16 protein-coding genes are annotated in these 20041 nt (G+C 64.3%); 11 read left to right on the top strand and 5 right to left on the bottom strand.

Annotation, left to right across the window (positions count from 1 at the left end):
- The first annotated feature begins 130 nt into the window (after positions 1-130).
- The 6 genes from ACNFIC_RS09950 to ACNFIC_RS09925 all read left to right on the top strand — a co-directional run bounded on the left by ACNFIC_RS09950 (position 131) and on the right by ACNFIC_RS09925 (position 7311).
- Positions 131-1486, top strand: coding sequence for a M16 family metallopeptidase (locus ACNFIC_RS09950; protein WP_416780915.1), 1356 nt, complete (start codon positions 131-133; stop codon positions 1484-1486).
- On the top strand, positions 1479-2954 hold the full coding sequence (locus ACNFIC_RS09945) for a M16 family metallopeptidase (RefSeq protein ID WP_416780914.1): 1476 nt from the start codon (positions 1479-1481) through the stop codon (positions 2952-2954). The genes ACNFIC_RS09950 and ACNFIC_RS09945 overlap by 8 nt, the downstream gene beginning before the upstream one ends.
- The gene (gene rsmD / locus ACNFIC_RS09940) at positions 2954-3547 is read left to right on the top strand and encodes a 16S rRNA (guanine(966)-N(2))-methyltransferase RsmD (RefSeq protein WP_138220486.1); all 594 of its coding nucleotides are present in this window, start codon (positions 2954-2956) and stop codon (positions 3545-3547) included. The genes ACNFIC_RS09945 and rsmD overlap by 1 nt, the downstream gene beginning before the upstream one ends.
- Positions 3548-3642: 95 nt before the next feature.
- Positions 3643-4926, top strand: a complete 1284-nt coding sequence (locus tag ACNFIC_RS09935) for a M16 family metallopeptidase (protein ID WP_416780913.1) — start codon at positions 3643-3645, stop codon at positions 4924-4926.
- Complete coding sequence (locus ACNFIC_RS09930) at positions 4919-6256, top strand: M16 family metallopeptidase (protein WP_416780912.1); 1338 nt, start codon at positions 4919-4921, stop codon at positions 6254-6256. Before ACNFIC_RS09935 ends, ACNFIC_RS09930 begins: the two co-directional genes overlap by 8 nt.
- Before the next feature lie 62 nt (positions 6257-6318).
- Positions 6319-7311 carry a hydrolase gene (locus ACNFIC_RS09925; protein WP_138220489.1) on the top strand — a complete coding sequence of 331 codons (993 nt, stop codon included), beginning with the start codon at positions 6319-6321 and terminating at the stop codon, positions 7309-7311.
- 21 nt (positions 7312-7332) lie between these two features.
- On the opposite strand, the gene ACNFIC_RS09920 is transcribed toward ACNFIC_RS09925, so the two are convergent.
- Entirely contained in the window at positions 7333-8187 is an 855-nt protein-coding gene (locus tag ACNFIC_RS09920) for a sulfurtransferase (RefSeq protein WP_416780911.1), read from the bottom strand.
- Between the two features lie 36 nt (positions 8188-8223).
- Complete coding sequence (locus tag ACNFIC_RS09915; protein ID WP_138220491.1) at positions 8224-8889, bottom strand: TetR/AcrR family transcriptional regulator; 666 nt, start codon at positions 8887-8889, stop codon at positions 8224-8226.
- Between the two features lie 169 nt (positions 8890-9058).
- Between ACNFIC_RS09915 and ACNFIC_RS09910 the strand changes: the two genes are divergently transcribed.
- The 5 genes from ACNFIC_RS09910 to ACNFIC_RS09890 all read left to right on the top strand — a co-directional run bounded on the left by ACNFIC_RS09910 (position 9059) and on the right by ACNFIC_RS09890 (position 13573).
- The gene (locus ACNFIC_RS09910; protein ID WP_416780910.1) at positions 9059-10489 is read left to right on the top strand and encodes a coniferyl aldehyde dehydrogenase; all 1431 of its coding nucleotides are present in this window, start codon (positions 9059-9061) and stop codon (positions 10487-10489) included.
- Positions 10490-10502: 13 nt separating this feature from the next.
- Entirely contained in the window at positions 10503-10988 is a 486-nt protein-coding gene (locus ACNFIC_RS09905; protein ID WP_138220493.1) for a twin-arginine translocation pathway signal protein, read from the top strand.
- Positions 10989-11022: 34 nt separating this feature from the next.
- On the top strand, positions 11023-12621 hold the full coding sequence (locus tag ACNFIC_RS09900) for a GMC family oxidoreductase N-terminal domain-containing protein (protein ID WP_416780909.1): 1599 nt from the start codon (positions 11023-11025) through the stop codon (positions 12619-12621).
- Positions 12622-12732: 111 nt separating this feature from the next.
- On the top strand, positions 12733-13212 hold the full coding sequence (gene coaD, locus ACNFIC_RS09895; RefSeq protein WP_138220495.1) for a pantetheine-phosphate adenylyltransferase: 480 nt from the start codon (positions 12733-12735) through the stop codon (positions 13210-13212).
- 109 nt (positions 13213-13321) lie between these two features.
- A complete protein-coding gene (locus ACNFIC_RS09890; protein WP_011531711.1) occupies positions 13322-13573 on the top strand; it encodes a YfhL family 4Fe-4S dicluster ferredoxin in 252 nt (83 codons plus the stop codon).
- Positions 13574-13658: 85 nt separating this feature from the next.
- Here the strand turns inward: ACNFIC_RS09890 and ACNFIC_RS09885 are convergent, their stop codons facing one another.
- From ACNFIC_RS09885 to ACNFIC_RS09875, 3 genes are all read right to left on the bottom strand, one after another.
- Entirely contained in the window at positions 13659-14963 is a 1305-nt protein-coding gene (locus tag ACNFIC_RS09885) for an OprD family porin (RefSeq protein ID WP_416780908.1), read from the bottom strand.
- Positions 14964-15802: 839 nt separating this feature from the next.
- Complete coding sequence (gene aguA, locus ACNFIC_RS09880; RefSeq protein ID WP_138220497.1) at positions 15803-16909, bottom strand: agmatine deiminase; 1107 nt, start codon at positions 16907-16909, stop codon at positions 15803-15805.
- Positions 16910-17109: 200 nt separating this feature from the next.
- The gene (locus tag ACNFIC_RS09875; RefSeq protein ID WP_138220498.1) at positions 17110-20010 is read right to left on the bottom strand and encodes an aminotransferase; all 2901 of its coding nucleotides are present in this window, start codon (positions 20008-20010) and stop codon (positions 17110-17112) included.
- Between the last annotated feature and the right edge of the window lie 31 nt (positions 20011-20041).

The raw sequence follows: 20041 nt of genomic DNA, 5'->3' as shown, positions 1-20041 counted from the left end.
TTTTGTCGTTAAGAGCCTGCAGGCCAGAACGGCGACAGGCATGGTCGCCAGGCAACCGGATCAGTATCCTAGCACCTCCTGGCCCGCCGACGCTAAACCCAAGCGGGCCGCCGAACAGGTTGAACACTGTATGAATGCTCTAGCCCGCCGCGCCGCTGGCCTGTTGCTCGGCTCGTTGTGCCTGCCACTGGCGGCCTTCGCCGCCGATGTGCAACCCACCCACGAATTCATGCTCGACAACGGCCTTAAAGTGATCGTGCGCGAGGACCACCGTGCCCCGGTGGTGGTTTCGCAGATCTGGTACAAGGTCGGCTCCAGCTACGAGACGCCGGGCCAGACCGGCTTGTCCCATGCCCTTGAGCACATGATGTTCAAGGGCAGCGACAAGGTCGGCCCCGGCGAAGCCTCGCGCATCCTGCGCGACCTCGGTGCCGAGGAAAACGCGTTCACCAGCGACGACTACACCGCCTACTACCAAGTGCTGGCCCGCGACCGCCTGCCGGTGGCTTTCGAACTCGAAGCCGACCGCATGGCCAGCCTGCGCCTGCCTGCCGACGAGTTCAGTCGCGAAATCGAGGTCATCAAGGAAGAACGCCGCCTGCGCACTGATGATCAGCCCAGCGCCAAGGCTTTCGAGCTGTTCCGCGCCATGGCCTATCCGGCCAGCGGCTACCACACCCCGACCATCGGCTGGATGGCTGATCTCGAACGCATGAAAGTCGAGGAGCTGCGCCACTGGTATGAAACCTGGTACGCCCCGAACAACGCGACGCTCGTGGTGGTCGGCGATGTCACCCCCGACGAGGTGAAAACCCTGGCGCAGAAGTATTTCGGCGCTATCGCACGACATACCCTTGCCCCCAGCAAGCTGCCGCTGGAACTGGCCGAGCCCGGTCAGCGCCAGCTCACCCTGCACGTGCGCACGCAACTGCCGAGCCTGATCTACGGTTTCAACGTTCCGGCCATGGCCACCGCCAAGGATCCGCGCACCGTCAATGCCCTGCGTCTGATCTCGGCGTTGCTCGACGGCGGCTACAGCGCACGCATGCCGGCACGCCTGGAGCGTGGCCAGGAGTTGGTGGCCGGGGCGTCGTCCAGCTATAACGCGTTCACCCGTGGCGACAGCCTCTTCCTGATCTCCGCCACCCCCAACGTGCAGAAACACAAAACCCTCGTCGACGTCGAAAAAGGCGTGTGGCAGTTGCTCGACGAACTCAAGACCACCCCACCGACCGCCGAAGAGTTGGAGCGCGTGCGCGCCCAGGTCATCGCCGGCCTGGTCTACGACCGTGACTCCATCAGCAGCCAGGCCACCACCATCGGCCAGCTGGAGACCGTGGGCCTGTCGTGGAAGCTCATCGACAACGAACTTGACGACCTCAAGCGCGTCACCCCACAGGACATCCAGGATGCCGCCCGCACCTACTTCACCCGCGAACGCCTGAGCGTTGCCCACGTACTGCCCGAGGAGTCCGCTGATGAGTGATCGCAGCGCACCGCGCTACACCCTGTTCGGCCTTGCGATCATCGCGCTGGTGGTGGCCATCGCCGTGCTGCTCGCACGTCCGGCCCAATCCGAAACCGCCGCACGCCCGGCCAATTCGCTGCAATCGCTGGCTGAGCTGGACGGCAAGGCCCCCAGCCGGCGCCAGTTGAACATTCAGCACTGGACCACTGCCGAAGGCGCCCGCGTACTGTTCGTCGAAGCCCACGAATTGCCGATGTTCGACCTGCGCCTGACCTTCGCTGCCGGCAGCAGCCAGGACGGCGGAAGCCCCGGCCTGGCGACCCTGACCAACGCCATGCTCAACGAAGGCGTGGCCGGCAAGGATGTCACCGCCATCGCCGAAGGGTTCGAGGGCTTGGGCGCGGACTTTGGCAACGGCTCCTACCGCGACATGGCCGTCGCCTCGCTGCGCAGCCTCAGCGCCGCCGACAAGCGCGAGCCGGCGCTCAAACTGTTCACCGACGTGGTCGGCAAGCCGACCTTCCCGCAAGATGCGCTGGCCCGCATCAAGAACCAGTTGCTGGCTGGCTTCGAGTACGAGAAGCAGAACCCGGGCAAGATCGGTAGCAAGGCGCTGTTCGCCAAGCTGTACGGCGAGCACCCCTACGCCCACCCCAGCGATGGCACCGCACAAAGCCTCCCCGGCATCACCCTGGAGCAGCTGCGCGCCTTCCACGCCAAGGCCTACGCCGCCGGCAACACGGTGATTGCCCTGGTCGGCGACCTCAGCCGCGACGAAGCCGAGGCCATCGCCGCCCAGGTGTCCGCCGGCCTGCCCAAAGGCCAGGCCCTTGCCAAGCCCGTGCAGCCAGTCGAGCCCAAACCGGGCGCCACCCACATCGACTTCCCGAGCAAGCAGACCCACCTGATGCTGGCCGAGCTGGGCATCGACCGTAACGATCCAGACTGGGCGGCCCTTTCGCTGGGCAACCAGATCCTCGGCGGCGGCGCCTTCGGCACACGCCTTATGAGCGAAGTCCGCGAAAAACGCGGCCTCACCTACGGTGTGTACTCGGTATTCAGCCCGATGCAGGTACGCGGCCCGTTCATGATCAACCTGCAGACCCGCGCCGAGTTGAGCGAAGGCACCCTCACGCTGGTCAAGGACATCCTCACCGACTACCTGAAGACCGGCCCGACGCAACAGGAGCTGGATGACGCCAAGCGCGAACTGGCCGGTAGCTTCCCGCTTTCTAACGCCAGCAACTCGAGCATCGTCGGTCAGCTCGGCGCCATCGGTTTCTACAACCTGCCCCTGAGCTGGCTGGAAGACTTCATGCAGCAATCCCAGGCGCTGACCGTCGAGCAGGTGAAAGCGGCCATGAACAAACACCTGGCGGCCGACAAGCTGGTGATCGTCACCGTTGGCCCGAAGGTCGAGCAAAAGCCGCTGCCAGCCCCCACTGACAAACCCGCCGAGCAACCCCTCGGCGTTCCGGAGCACTGATGGCCAGACCCTCCACACCCACCCACGCCCCTAGCAAAGGGGCCGGGCACCTGCGCATCATCGCCGGCGAATGGCGCAGCCGCCGCCTGGCAGTGCCCGAAGGCGAAGGCCTGCGCCCGACCCCCGACCGCGTGCGCGAAACCCTGTTCAACTGGCTGGCGCCCTACATCGAAGGCGCCCAGGTACTCGACGCCTTCAGCGGCAGCGGTGCACTGGTACTCGAAGCCCTGTCGCGCGGGGCAGAGAATGCCGTGGCCTTGGACAGCAATCCCGCAGCCATCGCCAACCTCAAGCACAACCTCGAATTGCTGCGCTGCCCGCGCGGGCAAATCCTGCAGACCGATGCACTGCGCTACCTGCAAGGCCCGACCAAGCAGCAGTTCGACGTGGTGTTCCTCGACCCGCCGTTCCACCAGGACCTGCTGGCCAACACCTGCAACCTGTTGGAGCAGGGGCTGTGGCTACGCGAACAAGCGTGGATCTACACCGAGAGCGAGGCCGCCCCTTCGTCGCTGGCGATGCCCGGCAACTGGCGCCTGCACCGCGAGAAAAAGACCGGCCAAGTGCACTACGCACTGTGGCAGCGCGGCTAACATCTCGCGCACAGCCTGCGGATAGATAGTTACCGCAGGCTATCCCCCTGCATGACTGAGACTGCCTTCCGGTTTCCAATCGGAGCGTTCCAGTCATGCCCACCCTCCCTCCTTCGGTGCAGTGCTTCACCCTGAGCAATGGCCTACGGGTCTACCTGCGCGAGGACCACCGCGCCCCGCTGATCAGCGCACAACTGTGGTACCACGTTGGCGCCAGCCATGAAACACCCGGCCAGACGGGCATTTCGCACCTGCTCGAACACTTGATGTTCGAGGGCAGCAGTAAACTCGCACCGGGCGAGTACTCGACCTTGATGACCCGCATCGGCGCCGAACCGAACGCGTTCACCACCCATGACGCGACCGTCTACCCGCTGACACTGCCCGCCAATCGCCTTGAAATCGGCCTCGAAGCCATGGCCGACGCGATGGCTAGCGCGAAGCTGGACCCCGCGCCATTCGGCCGCGAACGCAACGTGGTGATCGCCGAACGGCGCAGCGACATCGACAACTACCCGCTGGCGCGGGCCTTGGAACAGCACACTATCCTGGCCCATGGCAGCAGCCGTTACGCCAATCCGGTCATCGGTCATCTGGCCGACCTGCAACAGTTCACCGAAGCCAACGCCCGCGCCTGGTATCAGGCCTGGTACCGCCCCAACAACGCGAGCCTGGCGGTGGCCGGCGCCATCGACCTGGGTCATTTACGTAGCCTGGTGCAGCGCCACTTCGCAGCGATTGCAGCAGCGCCCTTACCGCCAACCCGTGCGCCACGAGCGGACATCGACCTTGCTCGACGCAGCCAGACCCTGCGCCAAGCAGGCCTGCGCAGTGGCGTGCTGATGAGTTTCAACGTACCCAGCCACTGCACGGCCGCCAGTGCGGAGCTAACCCTCGCGCTAAGCCTGATACCGGACCTGCTCGGCGAAGGCCGCAGTGCTCGCCTCAAACGCCGGCTGATCTATCAAACACCGTTGCTGCAAGCCTTGTCGTGCCAATACGACCCTCTCAAGCGGGGTGACACGTTGCTGCATGTCTACGCCTTCACTGCCGACACCACCACGCCAGAGGCGGCTGCCGAGCGCCTTCTCGACGAGATCCAGGCACTGGGGCGAAGCGCGCCGTTGCCCGAAGAGCTGGAGCGCGCCAAGGCTCGCCTGCGCGCAAGACAGGTATTTGCCAGGGACGATATCGCCGACCAGGCGCACGCCATCGGCCAGCGCGCCGCCATCGGCCTGGCCCCTGCCCTGATGGACCACGAACAGCAAGCCGTGGAGGCCGTAAGCGCCGAACAGGTGCGCCAGGCGGCAGCGCTGTACCTCACCGCCCAGCGCGTCACCATCACCTTCATGCACGACGAGAACGACGCCGATGAATGACCTCAACGTCCCAAGCCGCCTGCTGAGCGCCCAGGGCCTGGACCTGGATGAGCCCCTGCAGATCGCCGCCCAGGTCCAGTCATGGAAGACCCAGGCCAATACCCGCGTCCGGTTCGTCGAATCGCATGGGCTGCCGATGGTCGATCTGGTCCTGCGCTTTCGCGCCGGCAGCGTCCAGGATGGTCCCCAGAGCGGTCTGGCAGCACTGACGCTTTACAACCTCGACAAAGGCAGCGCCGGCCTGAGCGCCGACGAGCATGCCCTGCGCCTTGAACGGCTTGGAGCAGTAGTCGATAAGCGCGTGCGCCTGGATTACGCACAGTTGAGCCTACGCAGCCTAAGCAGCCCGGACCTGCTGGTCCCCGCAATGGCCTTGTTCACGGACCTGGCTGCCCGCCCCGACTTCCCGGCCCTGGCGCTGGAAACCGTCAAAAGCCAGTTGCTCGCCAATCACGCCAGCCTCCGGACCCACACGCAATCCAGGGTAAGCAGCGAAATCTACCGGCATCTGTTCAAGGGGCACCCCTACGGCATTCCCGAAGGCAGCACCCCAGAGAGCGTTGCCGCCATCGATACCGACAACCTTCGGGCCTTCCATCGAAAAGCTTTTTCGGCCAACAACCTGGAAATGGTCATGGTCGGCGACCTGTCGCGCGCGCAAGCCGAGGCGATCGCCGAACAGATCAGCCAAGCCCTGCCACAGAACTGGGCGGCGATCGAGTTGCCCGCTCCGCCACCCGCACAGCCGGCCAGAATTCACATCGAACAGAGCGGCGCGAGCAACACGTTGGCGATGGTCCTGCCACTTTCGATACCGGTGAATACGCCGGATTACCTGAGGCTGGTGCTGGCCAACGAGGTACTCGGCAGCGGCCCGGAAAGTCGCCTGATGCAGGCGCTGCGACAGCGCCATGGCCTGACCTACAATATCTCGTCACATCTGGTCCCATTGCAGACCGGTGGGCTGCTGCTGATCCAGTGGGAGGTGGCCTCGGCACACGTCGATGCCTCGCTCGCGCTGGTACGCCAGACCTTGGAAGCCTTCTACCAGCAAGGTCCCACGCTGGCCGAGCTGCACTTCGCCCGCCAGCAAATCGGCGGCCAGTGGGTACGCGGTGTCGCGCAGAACCAACGCCTGGCCAGCATACTGGCTGAACAGGCTCAATTGGGCCTGGCCGATGACTACCTGAACACCTACCTGCCATGCCTGGGCGCAATCGATACCCGGGAGGTGCGCGAGCTGACCCAATTCAACGTCGACCTGACCCGCCAGGTCGTAGCCAGCGTTGGCCCGGCCGTTGCGCAAATGCCCCTGCCATCGACCGACTAATACGCAGGTACAGTGGCGGTGTTTCATGGCACTCTAGGCGTGCACATCAAGAGTCGCCCAGCATGCCCAGCCTCACCGCCACGTTCCGCCCGGCCATCGGCCTGTCCAACCCGCATCTGCAGACCTTATGGGGGCCGCTGTGGCGCAAGTTACCCGCGCTCGAACGTACCCGTGAACGCCTGTGGCTGGGCGACGGCGACTTTATCGACCTCGACTGGCACGGACCTCATCAACCCGACGCGCCCTTGGTCGTGGTGCTGCATGGGTTGACCGGCTCGTCCAACTCGCCTTACGTCAAAGGTCTGCAACAGGCGCTGCACAGCCAGGGTTGGGCGAGCGTCGCGGTGAACTGGCGCGGCTGCTCGGGCGAGCCGAACCGGTTGGCGCGTAGCTACCACTCCGGCGCCAGCGACGACCTGGCCGAAATCCTCACCCACCTGCGCGCCCAGCGGCCGCTGGCACCGCTGTACGCGGTCGGCTATTCGCTGGGGGGCAATGTACTGCTCAAGTACCTGGGAGAAAGTGGTTCGGCCAGCCAGCTGCAAGCTGCCGTGGCAGTGTCGGTGCCGTTTCGCCTGGATCAGTGCGCCGACCGCATCGGACAGGGTTTCTCGAAGGTCTATCAGGCGCATTTCATGCGCGAGATGCTCACTTATGTCCAGGTCAAGCAACGCCACTTGCGCGCCCAGGGCCAACACGAGCGGCTGGCCGAACTCGAACGCCTGGGCCCGCTGCGCAACCTGCGCACGTTCTGGGACTTCGACGGCAAGGTCACGGCCCCGCTCAATGGTTTCAGCGATGCTCACGATTATTACCGGCGCGCCTCAAGTCGTTATTACCTGGGCGAGAACCGCACGCCGACGCTGATCATTCAGTCCAGCGATGACCCGTTCGTGTTCGACCATAGCCTGCCCACAGCCGATGAACTGGCGCCACAGACCCAGTTCGAGTTGCACCGTCGCGGCGGGCATGTCGGGTTCGTCGAGGGCAGCCTGCGCAATCCAGGGTATTACCTGGAGCGGCGCATCCCACAGTGGCTGGTGCAAGGGCTCTAGCCACGCGCCGGGCGCTACCGCTCAGTCGCCGGTCGCCACCGTATGCGCCGGATCATTGATCCACTCACTCCAGGACCCCGCATACAAGCGCCCCAACGGATACCCGGCCAACGCCAGGGCGAACAGGTTGTGACAGGCAGTCACCCCGGAACCGCAGTACGCCACCAATTGCTTCGGCGCACGACCGGCAAGCGTTGCCGCGAAACGCTGCTGCAACTGGGCAACCGGCAAGAAGCGGCCATCCACGCCCAGGTTGTCGGTGAACGCCGCACACTGCGCCCCGGGGATATGCCCGGCCACCGGGTCGATTGGCTCGACCTCACCACGAAAACGCGGCAGGGCCCGGGCATCGAGCAGGGTCAGTGCCGGATCGTCCAAGCGCTTGGCCAGATGCCGGGCATCGATCAACATCGTCATGTCTGGCGCGCCGCTGAAATTGCCCTCGCGCTTGGGCGGCGGGTCCAGGCTCAGCGGCAGGTGCGCCGCGTGCCAGGCCTTGAGGCCACCGTCCAGAATAGACACTGCGCTGCGCTTGCCCAGCCACATCAGCAGCCACCAGGCGCGGGCCGCGAAAGCGCCGGGTCCATCGTCGTACAGCACCACTTCACTGTCGTTATCCACGCCCCACTCGCGCAGGCGCTCAACCAACCGCTTGGGCTCCGGCAGCGGGTGCCGACCAGTGTGCCCCTTGATCACGGGCCCACTCAGGTCACGTTCCAGGTCGGCGAAATGCGCACCGGCAATATGCCCCAAGGCATAGCTGCGCTGGCCGTAGTCGACATCCTCCAGGGCAAAGCGACAATCGAGGACCACCAGACCCGGCGCGTCCAGACGCTCGGCCAGCTGTTGCGGGGTGATCAGTTGCGCAAGGGGCATGACAATCTCCTGATGGTTGCTTGCGAAGGCGCAGGCTTAACGCTCCAACGCCTGGTTGAACGGTACGTGGAACTCGCCACACAAGGCGTCTACCGCCGCACGCGAGGTGGGGGTGACGAAACCCTGCTCCAGCACCAGTACTTGATAGACGCCACGCTTGAACGCTTCTTCCCCCAAGTGCGCCGAGTGCTCGCGGGTGGTGCTGAGAAAACGCACCCAGGAGGTCAGTACGATCCAGGCGTTGATGGTCAGCGATTCGATCTGCGCAGCGTCCATCGCCAGGATGCCGGCCTCGACGAAACCCCGGTATATCGCCTGGCCCTGCTGCAAGCAGCGCTGCGAGAAGCGCCGGTAACGCCCTGCGAGTTCGGGGTCGCTGTCCAGCAAGTGCTCCAGGTCGCGGTGCAGGAAACGGTAGTTCCACATCGCCGCCAGCAACGCCTTCAAGTAGAAGCGCTTGTCCTCGACGGTGATCGGGCGGCCCTGGGGCGGGCGCAGAAAGCTGTCGACCAACGCCTCGTACTGACTGAACAGCACGGCGATGATCGCCTGCTTGTTGGGGAAGTGGTAGTACAGGTTGCCGGGCGAGATTTCCAGGTGCGCGGCAATGTGATTGGTGCTGACGCTTCGCTCGCCCTGCTGGTTGAACAGCTCCAGGCTGCTCTGCACGATGCGCTCTTGGGTCTTCATGCGCGGGGCCATGCTCAGCTCCAGTCTCCGGGCTTCATAAGGATGGGCGCATCATACGATCTGCGGCCGGGGGCGTCAGGTCAAAGCTGCGCAAATGTCCGCTGATCTGGCACAAAAAGCGCTCACGGGATGACGAATTAGAGTATAGGCTCTATTCATTCTTCACCCCGGTGCCCACGCCATGACCTCGACTGCCCACCTGCCTGTACGCTCTTCGGACCTCGCCGTTGAAACGGTGTTCGCCGAACAGCGCCAGGCTTTCGCCCGCCACCCCATGCCACCCGCCGCGCAGCGTCGGCAGTGGCTGAAAAGCCTGCGCGAGGCGCTGCTGGACGGGCAGCAGGCCCTGATCGAGGCCATCGATGCTGATTTTCAGGGGCGCAGCCGCGACGAAACCCTACTGGCCGAGCTACTGCCGTCGGTGCAAGGGCTACGCCACGCCGAACGCCATCTGCAACGCTGGATGCGCCCAGCCCGGCGCCGCGCAGGGCTGGCCTTCCAGCCCGCCCGTGCGCGGGTGGAGTACCAGCCGCTGGGTGTGGTGGGGATCATCGTGCCGTGGAACTACCCGTTGTTCCTGGCAATCGGCCCACTCACCTGCGCCCTGGCGGCTGGTAATCGGGTGATGCTCAAACTCAGCGAAGCCACGCCGGCCACCGGCGAAGCGCTCAAGGCACTGCTGGGGACGGTATTCCCGCAAGACCTGGTCAGCGTGGTCCTCGGAGACGTGGCGGTGGGCCAGGCCTTCGCTCGCCTGCCGTTCGATCACCTGCTGTTCACCGGCGCCACCGGCATTGGTCGACAGGTGATGCTGGCAGCGGCGCAGAACCTTACCCCGGTCACCCTTGAATTGGGTGGCAAGTCCCCGGCCATCGTCTCGCAGGATGTCCCACTGGCCACGGCCGCCGAGCGTATCGCCTTCGGCAAGACCCTCAATGCCGGGCAGACCTGCGTCGCCCCAGATTATGTACTGGTGCCCCGTGAGCGCCTGGGCGCGTTTGCCGAGGCCTACCGCCAGGCCGTGCAGCGGCTTTACCCGCGCATCGCCGACAATCCCGACTACAGCGCGATCATCAACCCGCGCCAGCACGAGCGCCTGCAACGCCTGCTGGACGATGCCCGTGAGCAGGGCGCCGAGGTGCTCGATCTGTACCCACACGAAGTCCGCCAGGGAAGACGCCTGCCCCCGCACCTGTTGCTGGACGTCCACCCCCGTATGCAGGTCATGCAGGAAGAAATCTTCGGCCCGCTGTTGCCGCTGGTGCCCTATGACCACCTCGACCAGGCGCTGGACTACATCAACCAACGCCCTCGCCCCTTGGCGCTGTACTACTTTGGCTACGACCGCAGCGAGCAAGCGCGGGTGCTACGCGACACCCATTCTGGCGGTGTCTGCCTCAACGATACCCTGCTGCACGTGGCCCAGGACGACTTGCCGTTCGGCGGCATCGGCCCTTCCGGCATGGGCCACTACCACGGACGCGAAGGCTTCCAGACCTTCAGCAACGCCAAGGCGGTCCTGGCCAAGCAGCGCCTGAACGCTGCACGGCTGATCTACCCCCCCTACGGCCGAGCCTTGCAGCGCCTGGTGCACAAGCTGTTCATCCGTTGAGCGGGGGGACTTCATGCAACGACGCGAATTACTCAAGTTCGGCCTCGGCGCAAGCCTGTTCCTTGGCACAGCCAGCCTGGCCGGCTGCACCCGGCAGACGCCTGCCAACGGCTATCACGTCCTGCGCGACGATGACCTGCCGCTGTTGCAGGCGCTGATCCCGGTGCTGCTGGCCGGCACCCAGGCGACACCACACACGGTATTGGAAAGCCTGGACGGCAAACTCGCGGCACTGTCGCCAGCGATGCTCAGGCTCACCCGGCAGTTGTTCGACGTGCTCAGCCTGCCGTTGACCCGCGGTCCGCTGACCGGCGTATGGGGTCGCTGGAGTGCAGCCAGCCATGCCGATATCGAAGCGTTTCTGGCGCGCTGGCGCAGCAGCTCGCTGAGCCTGTTGCGCCAAGGCCATGCCTCGCTGCTGCAACTGCTGCAGATGGCCTGGTATGAACGCCCCGAGTCCTGGGCGGCCTGCGGCTACCCCGGCCCGCCGAAGATCTGAGCCCACGCACGACGTCCACTGCACGAGGAAACCGATGCCCGTCCCAGACCCGTTTCGCCAAGGCCTCGAACGAGGCTGGACCACCCATGATGGCTCACGCCTGGAACACGACCTAATCCTGGAAACCGACGTCGCAGTCATCGGCAGCGGCGCAGGCGGCGCCACCACGGCTGAAACCCTCAGCGCCGCCGGCCTGAAGGTGCTGCTGATCGAAGAAGGCCCGCTGAAAACCAGCAGCGACTTCGACCTGCTGGAAAGCCACGCCTACGCCGCGCTGTACCAGGAAGGGCTTGGCCGGCTGAGCAAGGACGGCGCCATCACCATCCTGCAAGGCCGGGCCGTGGGTGGCACCACCCTGGTCAACTGGACTTCGAGCTTTCGCACGCCCCCACAAACCCTTGAGCACTGGGCGCGCGAACACAGCGTCAAAGGGCTGGACACCGCGAGCATGGCCCCGTGGTTCGAGCGCCTGGAGCAGCGCCTGGGCATCAGCCCCTGGGCCGTGCCACCGAACGCCAACAACGAGGTACTGCGCCGCGGTTGCGAAGCCCTCGGCCATCGTTGGGCGGTGATTCCGCGCAACGTACGGGGTTGCTGGAACTTGGGCTATTGCGGCATGGGCTGCCCGGTGAACGCCAAGCAATCGATGCTGGTCACCAGTATTCCAGCCACCCTCGATCAAGGTGGCGAATTGCTCTACCTGGCGCGCGCGGTGCGTTTCAGCCATGACGGCGAGCGCATCGCGCAGCTGCACTGCCAAGCCCTGGACGCCCGTGGCGTGCACCCCACTGGACGGCAGATAAATATCCGCGCCCGCCACTATGTACTGGCCGGCGGGGGCATCAACAGCCCCGCCCTGCTGCTGCGCTCACAGGCGCCGGACCCGCACCAACGCGTGGGCAAGCGCACGTTCCTGCACTTGGTAAACTTCAGCGCTGCACAGTTCGACATGCGGATCGACCCGTACTATGGCGCACCGCAATCGGTCTACAGCGACCAGTTCCAGTGGCAAGACGGGGTCACCGGCGCAGTCGGCTACAAGCTTGAGGTGCCGCCACTGCACCCCGCCCTGGCCAGTACGTTGCTGGGCGGCCATGGTCAGGACAATGCCCTGCGCATGAGCGAACTGCCGCATACCCATGTGATGCTGGCACTACTGCGCGATGGCTTTCACCCACACAGCCAGGGCGGCCAGGTAGAACTGCGTGACGACGGCTCGCCAGTGCTCGACTATCCGATCACCGACTACCTGCGCGATGGCCTGCGCCGGGCCTGGCACAGCATGGCGCAGATCCAGTTCGCCGCCGGTGCCCGCCAGGTACTGCCACTGCATGGCGATGCCCGCTTCACCGGCGACCCTGGCCAGGCCCGGACGATGATCGACAGCCTGGTTCTGGAAACGTTTCGCATGCGCCTGGGCAGCGCCCATGTGATGGGCGGCTGCGCCCTCGGCGAAGACCCGCGCCAGGCCGTGTGCGACAGTCTGGGCCGGCACCACCAGTTGGCCAATCTGTCGATTCACGATGGCTCGCTGTTCCCCACCAGCATCGGCGCCAATCCCCAGTTATCGGTGTACGCGTTGGCCGCACGGCTCAGCGACGCGCTGGCCAACCGCCTGGCACCGGGGGCATGACAGCCGGCGCAGGCCCTGTCTATAGTGCCATCAGCCGGCCGGATGGCTTGGCCGGGCGCAGGCGCTGCGCTACCATCCGAGTCCCCAACGCACTCCAGCCAGGATGACGCGATGAACCGAGTGTTGTACCCGGGTACTTTCGACCCCATTACCAAAGGTCATGGCGACCTGGTAGAACGCGCCTCGCGGCTGTTCGATCATGTGATCATCGCCGTGGCGGCCAGCCCTAAGAAGAATCCGCTGTTCCCACTGGAACAACGGGTCGCACTGGCCCGCGAGGTCACCAAGCACCTGCCCAATGTCGAAGTCATCGGCTTCTCCACCCTGCTGGCGCATTTCGCCAAGGAACAGGGTGCCAACGTATTCCTGCGCGGCCTGCGCGCGGTGTCCGACTTCGAGTACGAATTCCAACTGGCCAACATGAACCGCCAGCTCGCCCCGGATGTGGAGAGCCTGTTCCTCACCCCATCGGAGCGCTATTCGTTCATTTCCTCGACACTGGTGCGTGAGATCGCGGCACTGGGCGGTGACATCACCAAGTTCGTCCACCCGGCCGTGGCCGACGCGCTGACCGAGCGCTTTCACAAGTAGCGTTGGTGGCCAGGCTGTCGCGCCCGCGTGCACTGCGGGCGCGAATACGGCACAATTGCGCCCATCGCTTTGAAACATGCCCGGGCCCGATGCCCCGGCCGGAGTCTCCATGTCCCTGATCATCACCGACGATTGCATCAACTGCGACGTCTGCGAACCCGAGTGCCCGAACGCCGCCATCTCGCAAGGCGAAGAGATCTATGTGATCGACCCCAATCTCTGCACCCAATGCGTGGGCCACTACGACGAACCCCAGTGCCAGCAGGTCTGCCCGGTCGACTGCATCCCTCTGGATGAGGCGCACCCGGAAACCGAAGACGAACTGATGGCCAAGTACCGCCGGATCACCGGCAAGGCCTGATCGGCCTGCACCGGTCCCCTGAACGCCCTGCCCTAAATGAACAGCCCCGGACTATGCCGGGGCTGTTGCAGACGCCAGGTCAGAATCAGAAGATGCTGATCGGGTACTCGACGAACACGCGGACTTCGTTGCCGTCATCGAAGTAGCCATTCTGCTGGACGGCATTATTGGTGCGCACGAACGAGCTACGCAGCTTGACCGACAGATCCTTGGCCGGGCCTTCCTGGACGACGTAGCGCAGCTGGTTGAAGATCTCGCGCTCCTTGCCTTCGCCAAAACCGTGGGTGTTGATGTTGTCACCCACGACGTAGGCCACTTTGTAGGTCAGGCCCGGTACGCCGAAGGCGCCGAAGTCCAGACCGTAGCCCAGCTGCCAGGAACGCTCGTCCTCGGCGTTGAAGTCAGACCAGTAGGAGTTGGCCAGGTAGATGGTCGAACCACCGTCGCTGGTGCCCCATGGCTGGTTCTGGTAGCCGCCGTAGTTGTAGCCGGTGCTGCCGGTGCTGCGCTGGTGCGCCAGGGTCAGCGAGTGCGGGCCGAAGGCGTAGGTGGCCGCCAGGCTCCAGATGGTGTTGTGGTCACCGGTCAGGCTGGCCTTCTCGACGAACTTCTTGTTGATGTCGGTCTTGTAACCGTTGAAGTCCAAGGTCAGGGACTGATCGCTGGCGATCGGGAACACGTAGTTCAGGCCCAGGTAGTGCTTCTTCATCACGTCTTCGTTGTTCGCGGTGTACAGCGAAGCGGTGAAGTTGTCGGTGACTTTGTAGCTACCGCCGAACACGCTGATCGCCTTCAGGTGGCCGCTGTCACGGCCTTCGGCGCTCTTGCGTGCTTCCTGGGTGAAACGACCGGCGTTCAGCTCAAGGCCCTTGATCTCCTTGGAGGTGATCAGGGTACCGGTGAAGCTTTCTGGCAGCAGGCGGCCGTCGTCGTAGTTCAGCACCGGCAGGGCTGGCATCTGGTCACCGTACTTGAGCACGGTGTTGGAGATGCGGAACTTCACCGCTGCACCGGCGCGCGCCAGGTCATGCGGGCTGCTGGCGTTGCTGTCGGCGTTGGTGGTGTTGTATGGCTTGAAGAAGTCCACACCCGCGCCACCGTTGTGGCCCTTGCCGCCGTCCAGGCGCACGGCGTACAGGCCGAAGGCGTCGACGCCCACACCGACGGTGCCTTGGGTGAAGCCGGAGGAGAAGGTCCCGATGAAGCCCTGACCCCATTCGATCTGATCGTCGGTCCGGTGCTTCTTGTCACGGTTGATGTACGCATTGCGCAACAGGACGCTGGCATGGCTGTCCTCGACGAAGCCATTGCTCTGGGCCTGCTCATTGGCCTGTGCCTGGGTCGCGGCGATCATCGCCAGGGCGACCAGGCTGATCCTGGTTTTCAACATTGTTTGTTTTCCTTATTACTTGATCAAAAACGCACTGCCTAATAACGCCAGGAACCAACGCCCCTTCGTAGGTTCGACGCTATGCGGATCCGGGCTGCAGGGCCGCAGACTTTCTGTGACGGGCCTTACAGCCGCATGGCCAGGTCATGGCCAGCAGGCGCGAAGGCCGAATCCTATCCGCGCGTGATCATTCATGTCAAAAAATCGTGAAATGCAGGTTGATATAACCAAAAACGAGGGGCATCGCAGTGCAATTCAACCTGTGAGTGCCGGGAGTCAGCGCAATTTTTCTCTTTCGCGTTTCTCGGAAAAAACCGCACAACGATCATAGACACCTGACAGATCCCATCAGGCAGGCGGTATAGGGAAGTACCGCGAACAGGGCGGCCAGAGGCCGCAAACGAAAACGCCACCGCAGATGCGGTGGCGCTTTTCATGACAACGACGGTGTCCCGGTCAGTGCCACACAGCCAGCAGAGCTTCAAGCTCGGCATCGCTGATCAGGCCTTGGGGGTATCGCCCGTTGAGCAGACGTCGTGGGTCGGTCGTCCTGACCCGGATGCTTCCATGATGTTTCAGCCACTGCGCCAAAACGTCGAGCGATTCTTGGTTCACCGCGGAGGGGGGGGTCGCCGACTCACTTGCTGCATTCATTTCCACACGCACTCCCTAGGCCCGTGAGCGGCTAACTTACGTAAGGTTTGTTACAGAACGGCGTAGACCTATCCCTCTGAAACACAATGAAAAAACAATACAAGAGATGTGCCACCTCGCGCGTCAGCCGTCGTCGCCCACAAAAAAGCCCGTCACAAGGACGGGCTGTTCAGCTATTTAAGGGCTTAACGCGTGATCGGCGCCGGTTGCTGCTGCGTCAGGCAATGAATGTTGCCGCCACCGAGCAACAGTTCACGCCCCGGAATCATCACCACCTCATGATCCGGGAAAACCTTCGCCAGGATCGCTCTGGCCTCTGCGTCTGCTGGGTCGTCGAAGCTCGGCGCGATGATCCCGCCATTGACGATCAGGAAGTTGACGTAGGAGCCCGCCAGACGCACCGAGGGGTCGCGCGCCTGGCTGCCGACCACGTGGTCGACACCGGCACATTCGGCTTCGGTCGCGAACAGAGGGCCCGGAATCGGCATCTTGTGCACCACGAACTCGCGGCCCTTGGCGTCCCGGCTGTTTTTCAGCACTTCGTACGCAGCATGGCAGCGTGCGTAGTTGGGGTCGTTGGAATCATCGGTCCAGGCCAGTAACACTTCTCCAGGGCTCACGTAACAGCAGAAGTTGTCGACGTGACCGTCGGTTTCGTCGTTGTACAAGCCATCGGGCAGCCAGACGATGGTTTCCACCGCCAGGTGCTCGCGCAGCACATCCTCGATCTGCTCGCGGGTCAGGTGCGGGTTGCGGTTGCGGTTGAGCAAGCACTCTTCGGTGGTGATCAGCGTGCCTTCGCCGTCGACGTGGATCGAGCCACCCTCCAGGACGAAGCCTTCGGTCTGGTAGCGCGGCACGCGTTCCATTTCCATGACCTTGGCGGCCAGCTCTGCGTCACGGTTCCACGGTGCGTAGAGGCCTCCGTCGAAACCGCCCCAGGCGTTGAAGCCCCAGTCCACGCCACGCACTTCGCCGTGGTCGTTGATCACGAAGGTCGGGCCGGTGTCGCGCACCCACGCGTCATCGCTGCTGATCTCGACCACACGGATGTTCGGTAGGTCGAGCTGACGACGGGCATTCTCGTATTGGCCAGCCGACACCGCCACGGTGACCGGCTCGAAGCGCGCGATTGCCTTGGCCAGGGTCACATGGGCAGCCTGCGCCGGCTTGCCACCCAAGCGCCAGTTGTCCGGGCGCTCAGGCCAGACCATCCACACTTGGGTCTGGGGCGCCCATTCGGCCGGCATGTGGAAGCCATCGGCGCGCGGGGTCGAGTGGAGCGTCTTCATGGGTAACCTCTGCAAAGGCCCGGGGCCAGCGGCGCCAGGTCGTTGAACGAATGGGGGCAGGCCCGCCAGTATAGGTGGCGTGGCGTTGACATGATATTACAATCGATAAATATCGACTTTAAACCCGTAATAGAAAAATATTTGCTTATAAAAAAGCCGAGATATCGATAACAATCGACATCTCGGCTTCATACGCTAGGTCAAAGCCCTTCTGCCAGGATCCGCTCCACACTGTCGACGAAGTAGTCCACGCTGGCCCGCGTGGTGCACATCGGCGGTTTGATCTTGAGGATGTTCAGGTAATCACCCGTCGGCTGCATGAAAATACCCAGCTCACGCAGGCGGTTGCACAGCGCGGTGGTTTCCTCGGTGGCAGGCTCCAGGGTCTGCCGGTCGCGCACCAGTTCCAGGCCAAGGTAGAAACCCGAACCATGCGCGGCACCCGCCAACGGATAGGTATCGACCAGCGCTTGCAGGCGCGCCTTGAAATAGCGCCCCACGTCGCGGGCGTTGTCCCACAGTCCTTCGTCGCGCATCACATCCAGCACCGCCATACCGATTCGGCAGCTCACCGGGCTGCCGCCGGCCGACGAGAAGAAGTAGCCCTCGGCCTCCAGTGCCTCGGCGATCTCGCGGCGGGTAATCACCGCGCCCAAGGGCTGGCCGTTGCCCATGCCCTTGGCCATGGTAATGATGTCAGGCACCACGCCCTGCTCTTCGAAACCCCAGAAATACTCGCCCAGACGTCCATAGCCCACCTGCACTTCATCGGCGATGCACACGCCGCCGCGTTCACGCACCTTGGCGTACGCCTGGCGCAGGTAGCCGGCCGGCAACGAAATGCCACCGGCATTGCCATACACCGGCTCGCAGATCATGCCAGCCAACTGACGGCCACGGGCATCGAGGTCGGCCAGCTTGGCGTCGACATCGCGCAAGTAGTCCGCGGCGCTCTCGGCGCCCCGGAATCGACCACGGAAGGTGTTCGGCGCCTCCACCGGGTGCACCCAGTCCGGGCGCGTCTCCAAGGCCTGGGGGTTGTCGGCGATGGAGGTGGAGATCGCATCAGTGGCCACCGACCAACCGTGATAGGCCTCCAGCACGCTGAGCAGGTCACGTCCGCCGCTGTAGGCCCACGCCAGGCGGATCGCCAGGTCATTGGCCTCAGTGCCACTGTTGACCAGGAACACGCGGTCGAAACCGTCTGGCGCGACCTCCAGCAGGCGCTCGGAGAACTCGGCGATGGCGGCATAGTGAAAGCGCGAGTTGGTGTTGAGCAACGACCACTGGCGCGCAGACTCAGCAACCATGCGTGGATGACCGTGACCGAGTACGGCCACGTTGTTGAGCATGTCCAGGTATGAACGTCCCTGCATGTCGATCAGGTAGTTACGCCAGCCGCGCTCGATATGCGGTGGCTGGGCGTAATAGTGCTTCTGCGAACGAGCAAAGCTTGCCTCGCGACGCGCCAGCAAGGCTTGTGCATCGGCCAGCGGTTCAGCATCGCAATCAAACCCCAGCAACGGCGCGGGCGATGGGCACAGCGCCAGCCACGCCTGGGCATGCGACGGTTTGGCGAAGAACGGCGGCCGTGCATCGGCGCTCAGGCATAGCTGCACGCGCAGCAAGCCACAGGCAGCGCCCAGGGCTTGACCAGGCGCGAGCGCCTGATCATCGGCCGGCGCCTCTTCCAGGCCATCGAGCCACAGGCTCCAGGACGCGGTGCGCAGGCAGCCGCGCCGATCATCCACACGCTGCCAGACCCCGGCCTGCGGCGCCTGCAAACGCGTGCCGGGCAGCAGTTGCAGTTCGACGCCCAAGGCGCAGGTGGCGGGCTCTTCGGGACGATCGATATGGGTCTGCGACAGACGATACTGAGCATACAGGCTGCTGGACGGAGCCGGCTGTGCGGCCAGCTGGCGTTGGTCGAAGCCCGGTTGCTCCCAGTTGCCGGCCTCGCACAGCGGGCTGAGTACGCCAAGGTCGACGCGCCTGACAGGCTGCCCCAGCAGCGTCGGCAACAACGGTTGGCAAGCGCTGAAATCGGCTTGCGCCGGTGTCTGGCCCGCCGCCTGAAGGATCGCCGTCTCCATCAGTGCGGCGGGCACCGCGCAGGCGGTGTCGAAAATGTCCCACTCATGCGCGAGGTTGTCGCGGGTGTACTGATTGTGCGGGTCGATCGCCAGTTGCTGCTCGCTGCTGAGCACCAACACCGCCGCGCGCAGTTGCACCAGCGGCCAGAGCGCGAGCAGTTCGGCTTCGTGCAACGGGTTGACGGCCTGGTATGCCGCGACCGTCGGCAGGATCCGCAGTGGATCGCCTTCGGCATGGTGCAGCAAGGCCGAGCAGGTGACGGAGAGATCGGCGATGCGCCAGGTACGTACCAGATCACCGAAGTCGATCACCCCACGCACCTGCCACTCGCGTTGGGCATCGCGTGCCCAAACCACGTTGTCATCGGTGATATCCAGGTGCACCGCCTGGCTGGGCAGCGCTGCGATCAACGGCTCCAGACGCTGCGCGGCTTGCTCGGCGAGCCGCGTGACCTGCTGCTGGCGCGTAGGGTCGCGCAGCACCGGCAGCAAGTGCTGGACCAGCGCCAACGCGTGCCGTGGATCCCATTGCAGGGTGCGCTCCAGGCCCGGGTGATCGAAACCTGACAGCGCTTTGCCGATGCGTGCGCACAATGCGCCGAACTCGGCCATCACCGCCGTCGGCATATGCCCCAGGCGGGTCAGCGGCTCGCCTTCGATGTAGTCGAGCAGGCGAATCCGCAGAGGCTGGCCGTCGATCTCCAGCGCCAGCAGGGCAGCGCCATCGCGTGCAGGGCGCACGGCCGGAGCCGGCACTGCACGCTCGCGCAGGTAGGCCAACGCCGCATGCTGGGCCTGAAGTTCGACCTCGGCATAACTGCCGTGGCAGGCCTTGAGCACATAGCGCCCCTGTTCACTGTCGACCAGGAAGTTCAGGTCCTGCTGGCTGCCCAGCGCCTGCAAACGCCCTTGCAAATCGTAATGCGATCGCAGCAAGGCATGGGCCTGAGCTTCGCCGAGCGAAGGACGGGGCTGGCTGGAGCGCTGGATCAGGGTACTTAGGGGCATTGCAGGGGACCTCGGTTTTTTTGCTTATATC

The organism is Pseudomonas sp. NY15463, assembly GCF_048068415.1.
GTDB lineage: Bacteria > Pseudomonadota > Gammaproteobacteria > Pseudomonadales > Pseudomonadaceae > Aquipseudomonas > Aquipseudomonas mosselii_C.
This window is presented reverse-complemented; position numbering and strand designations above follow the sequence as displayed.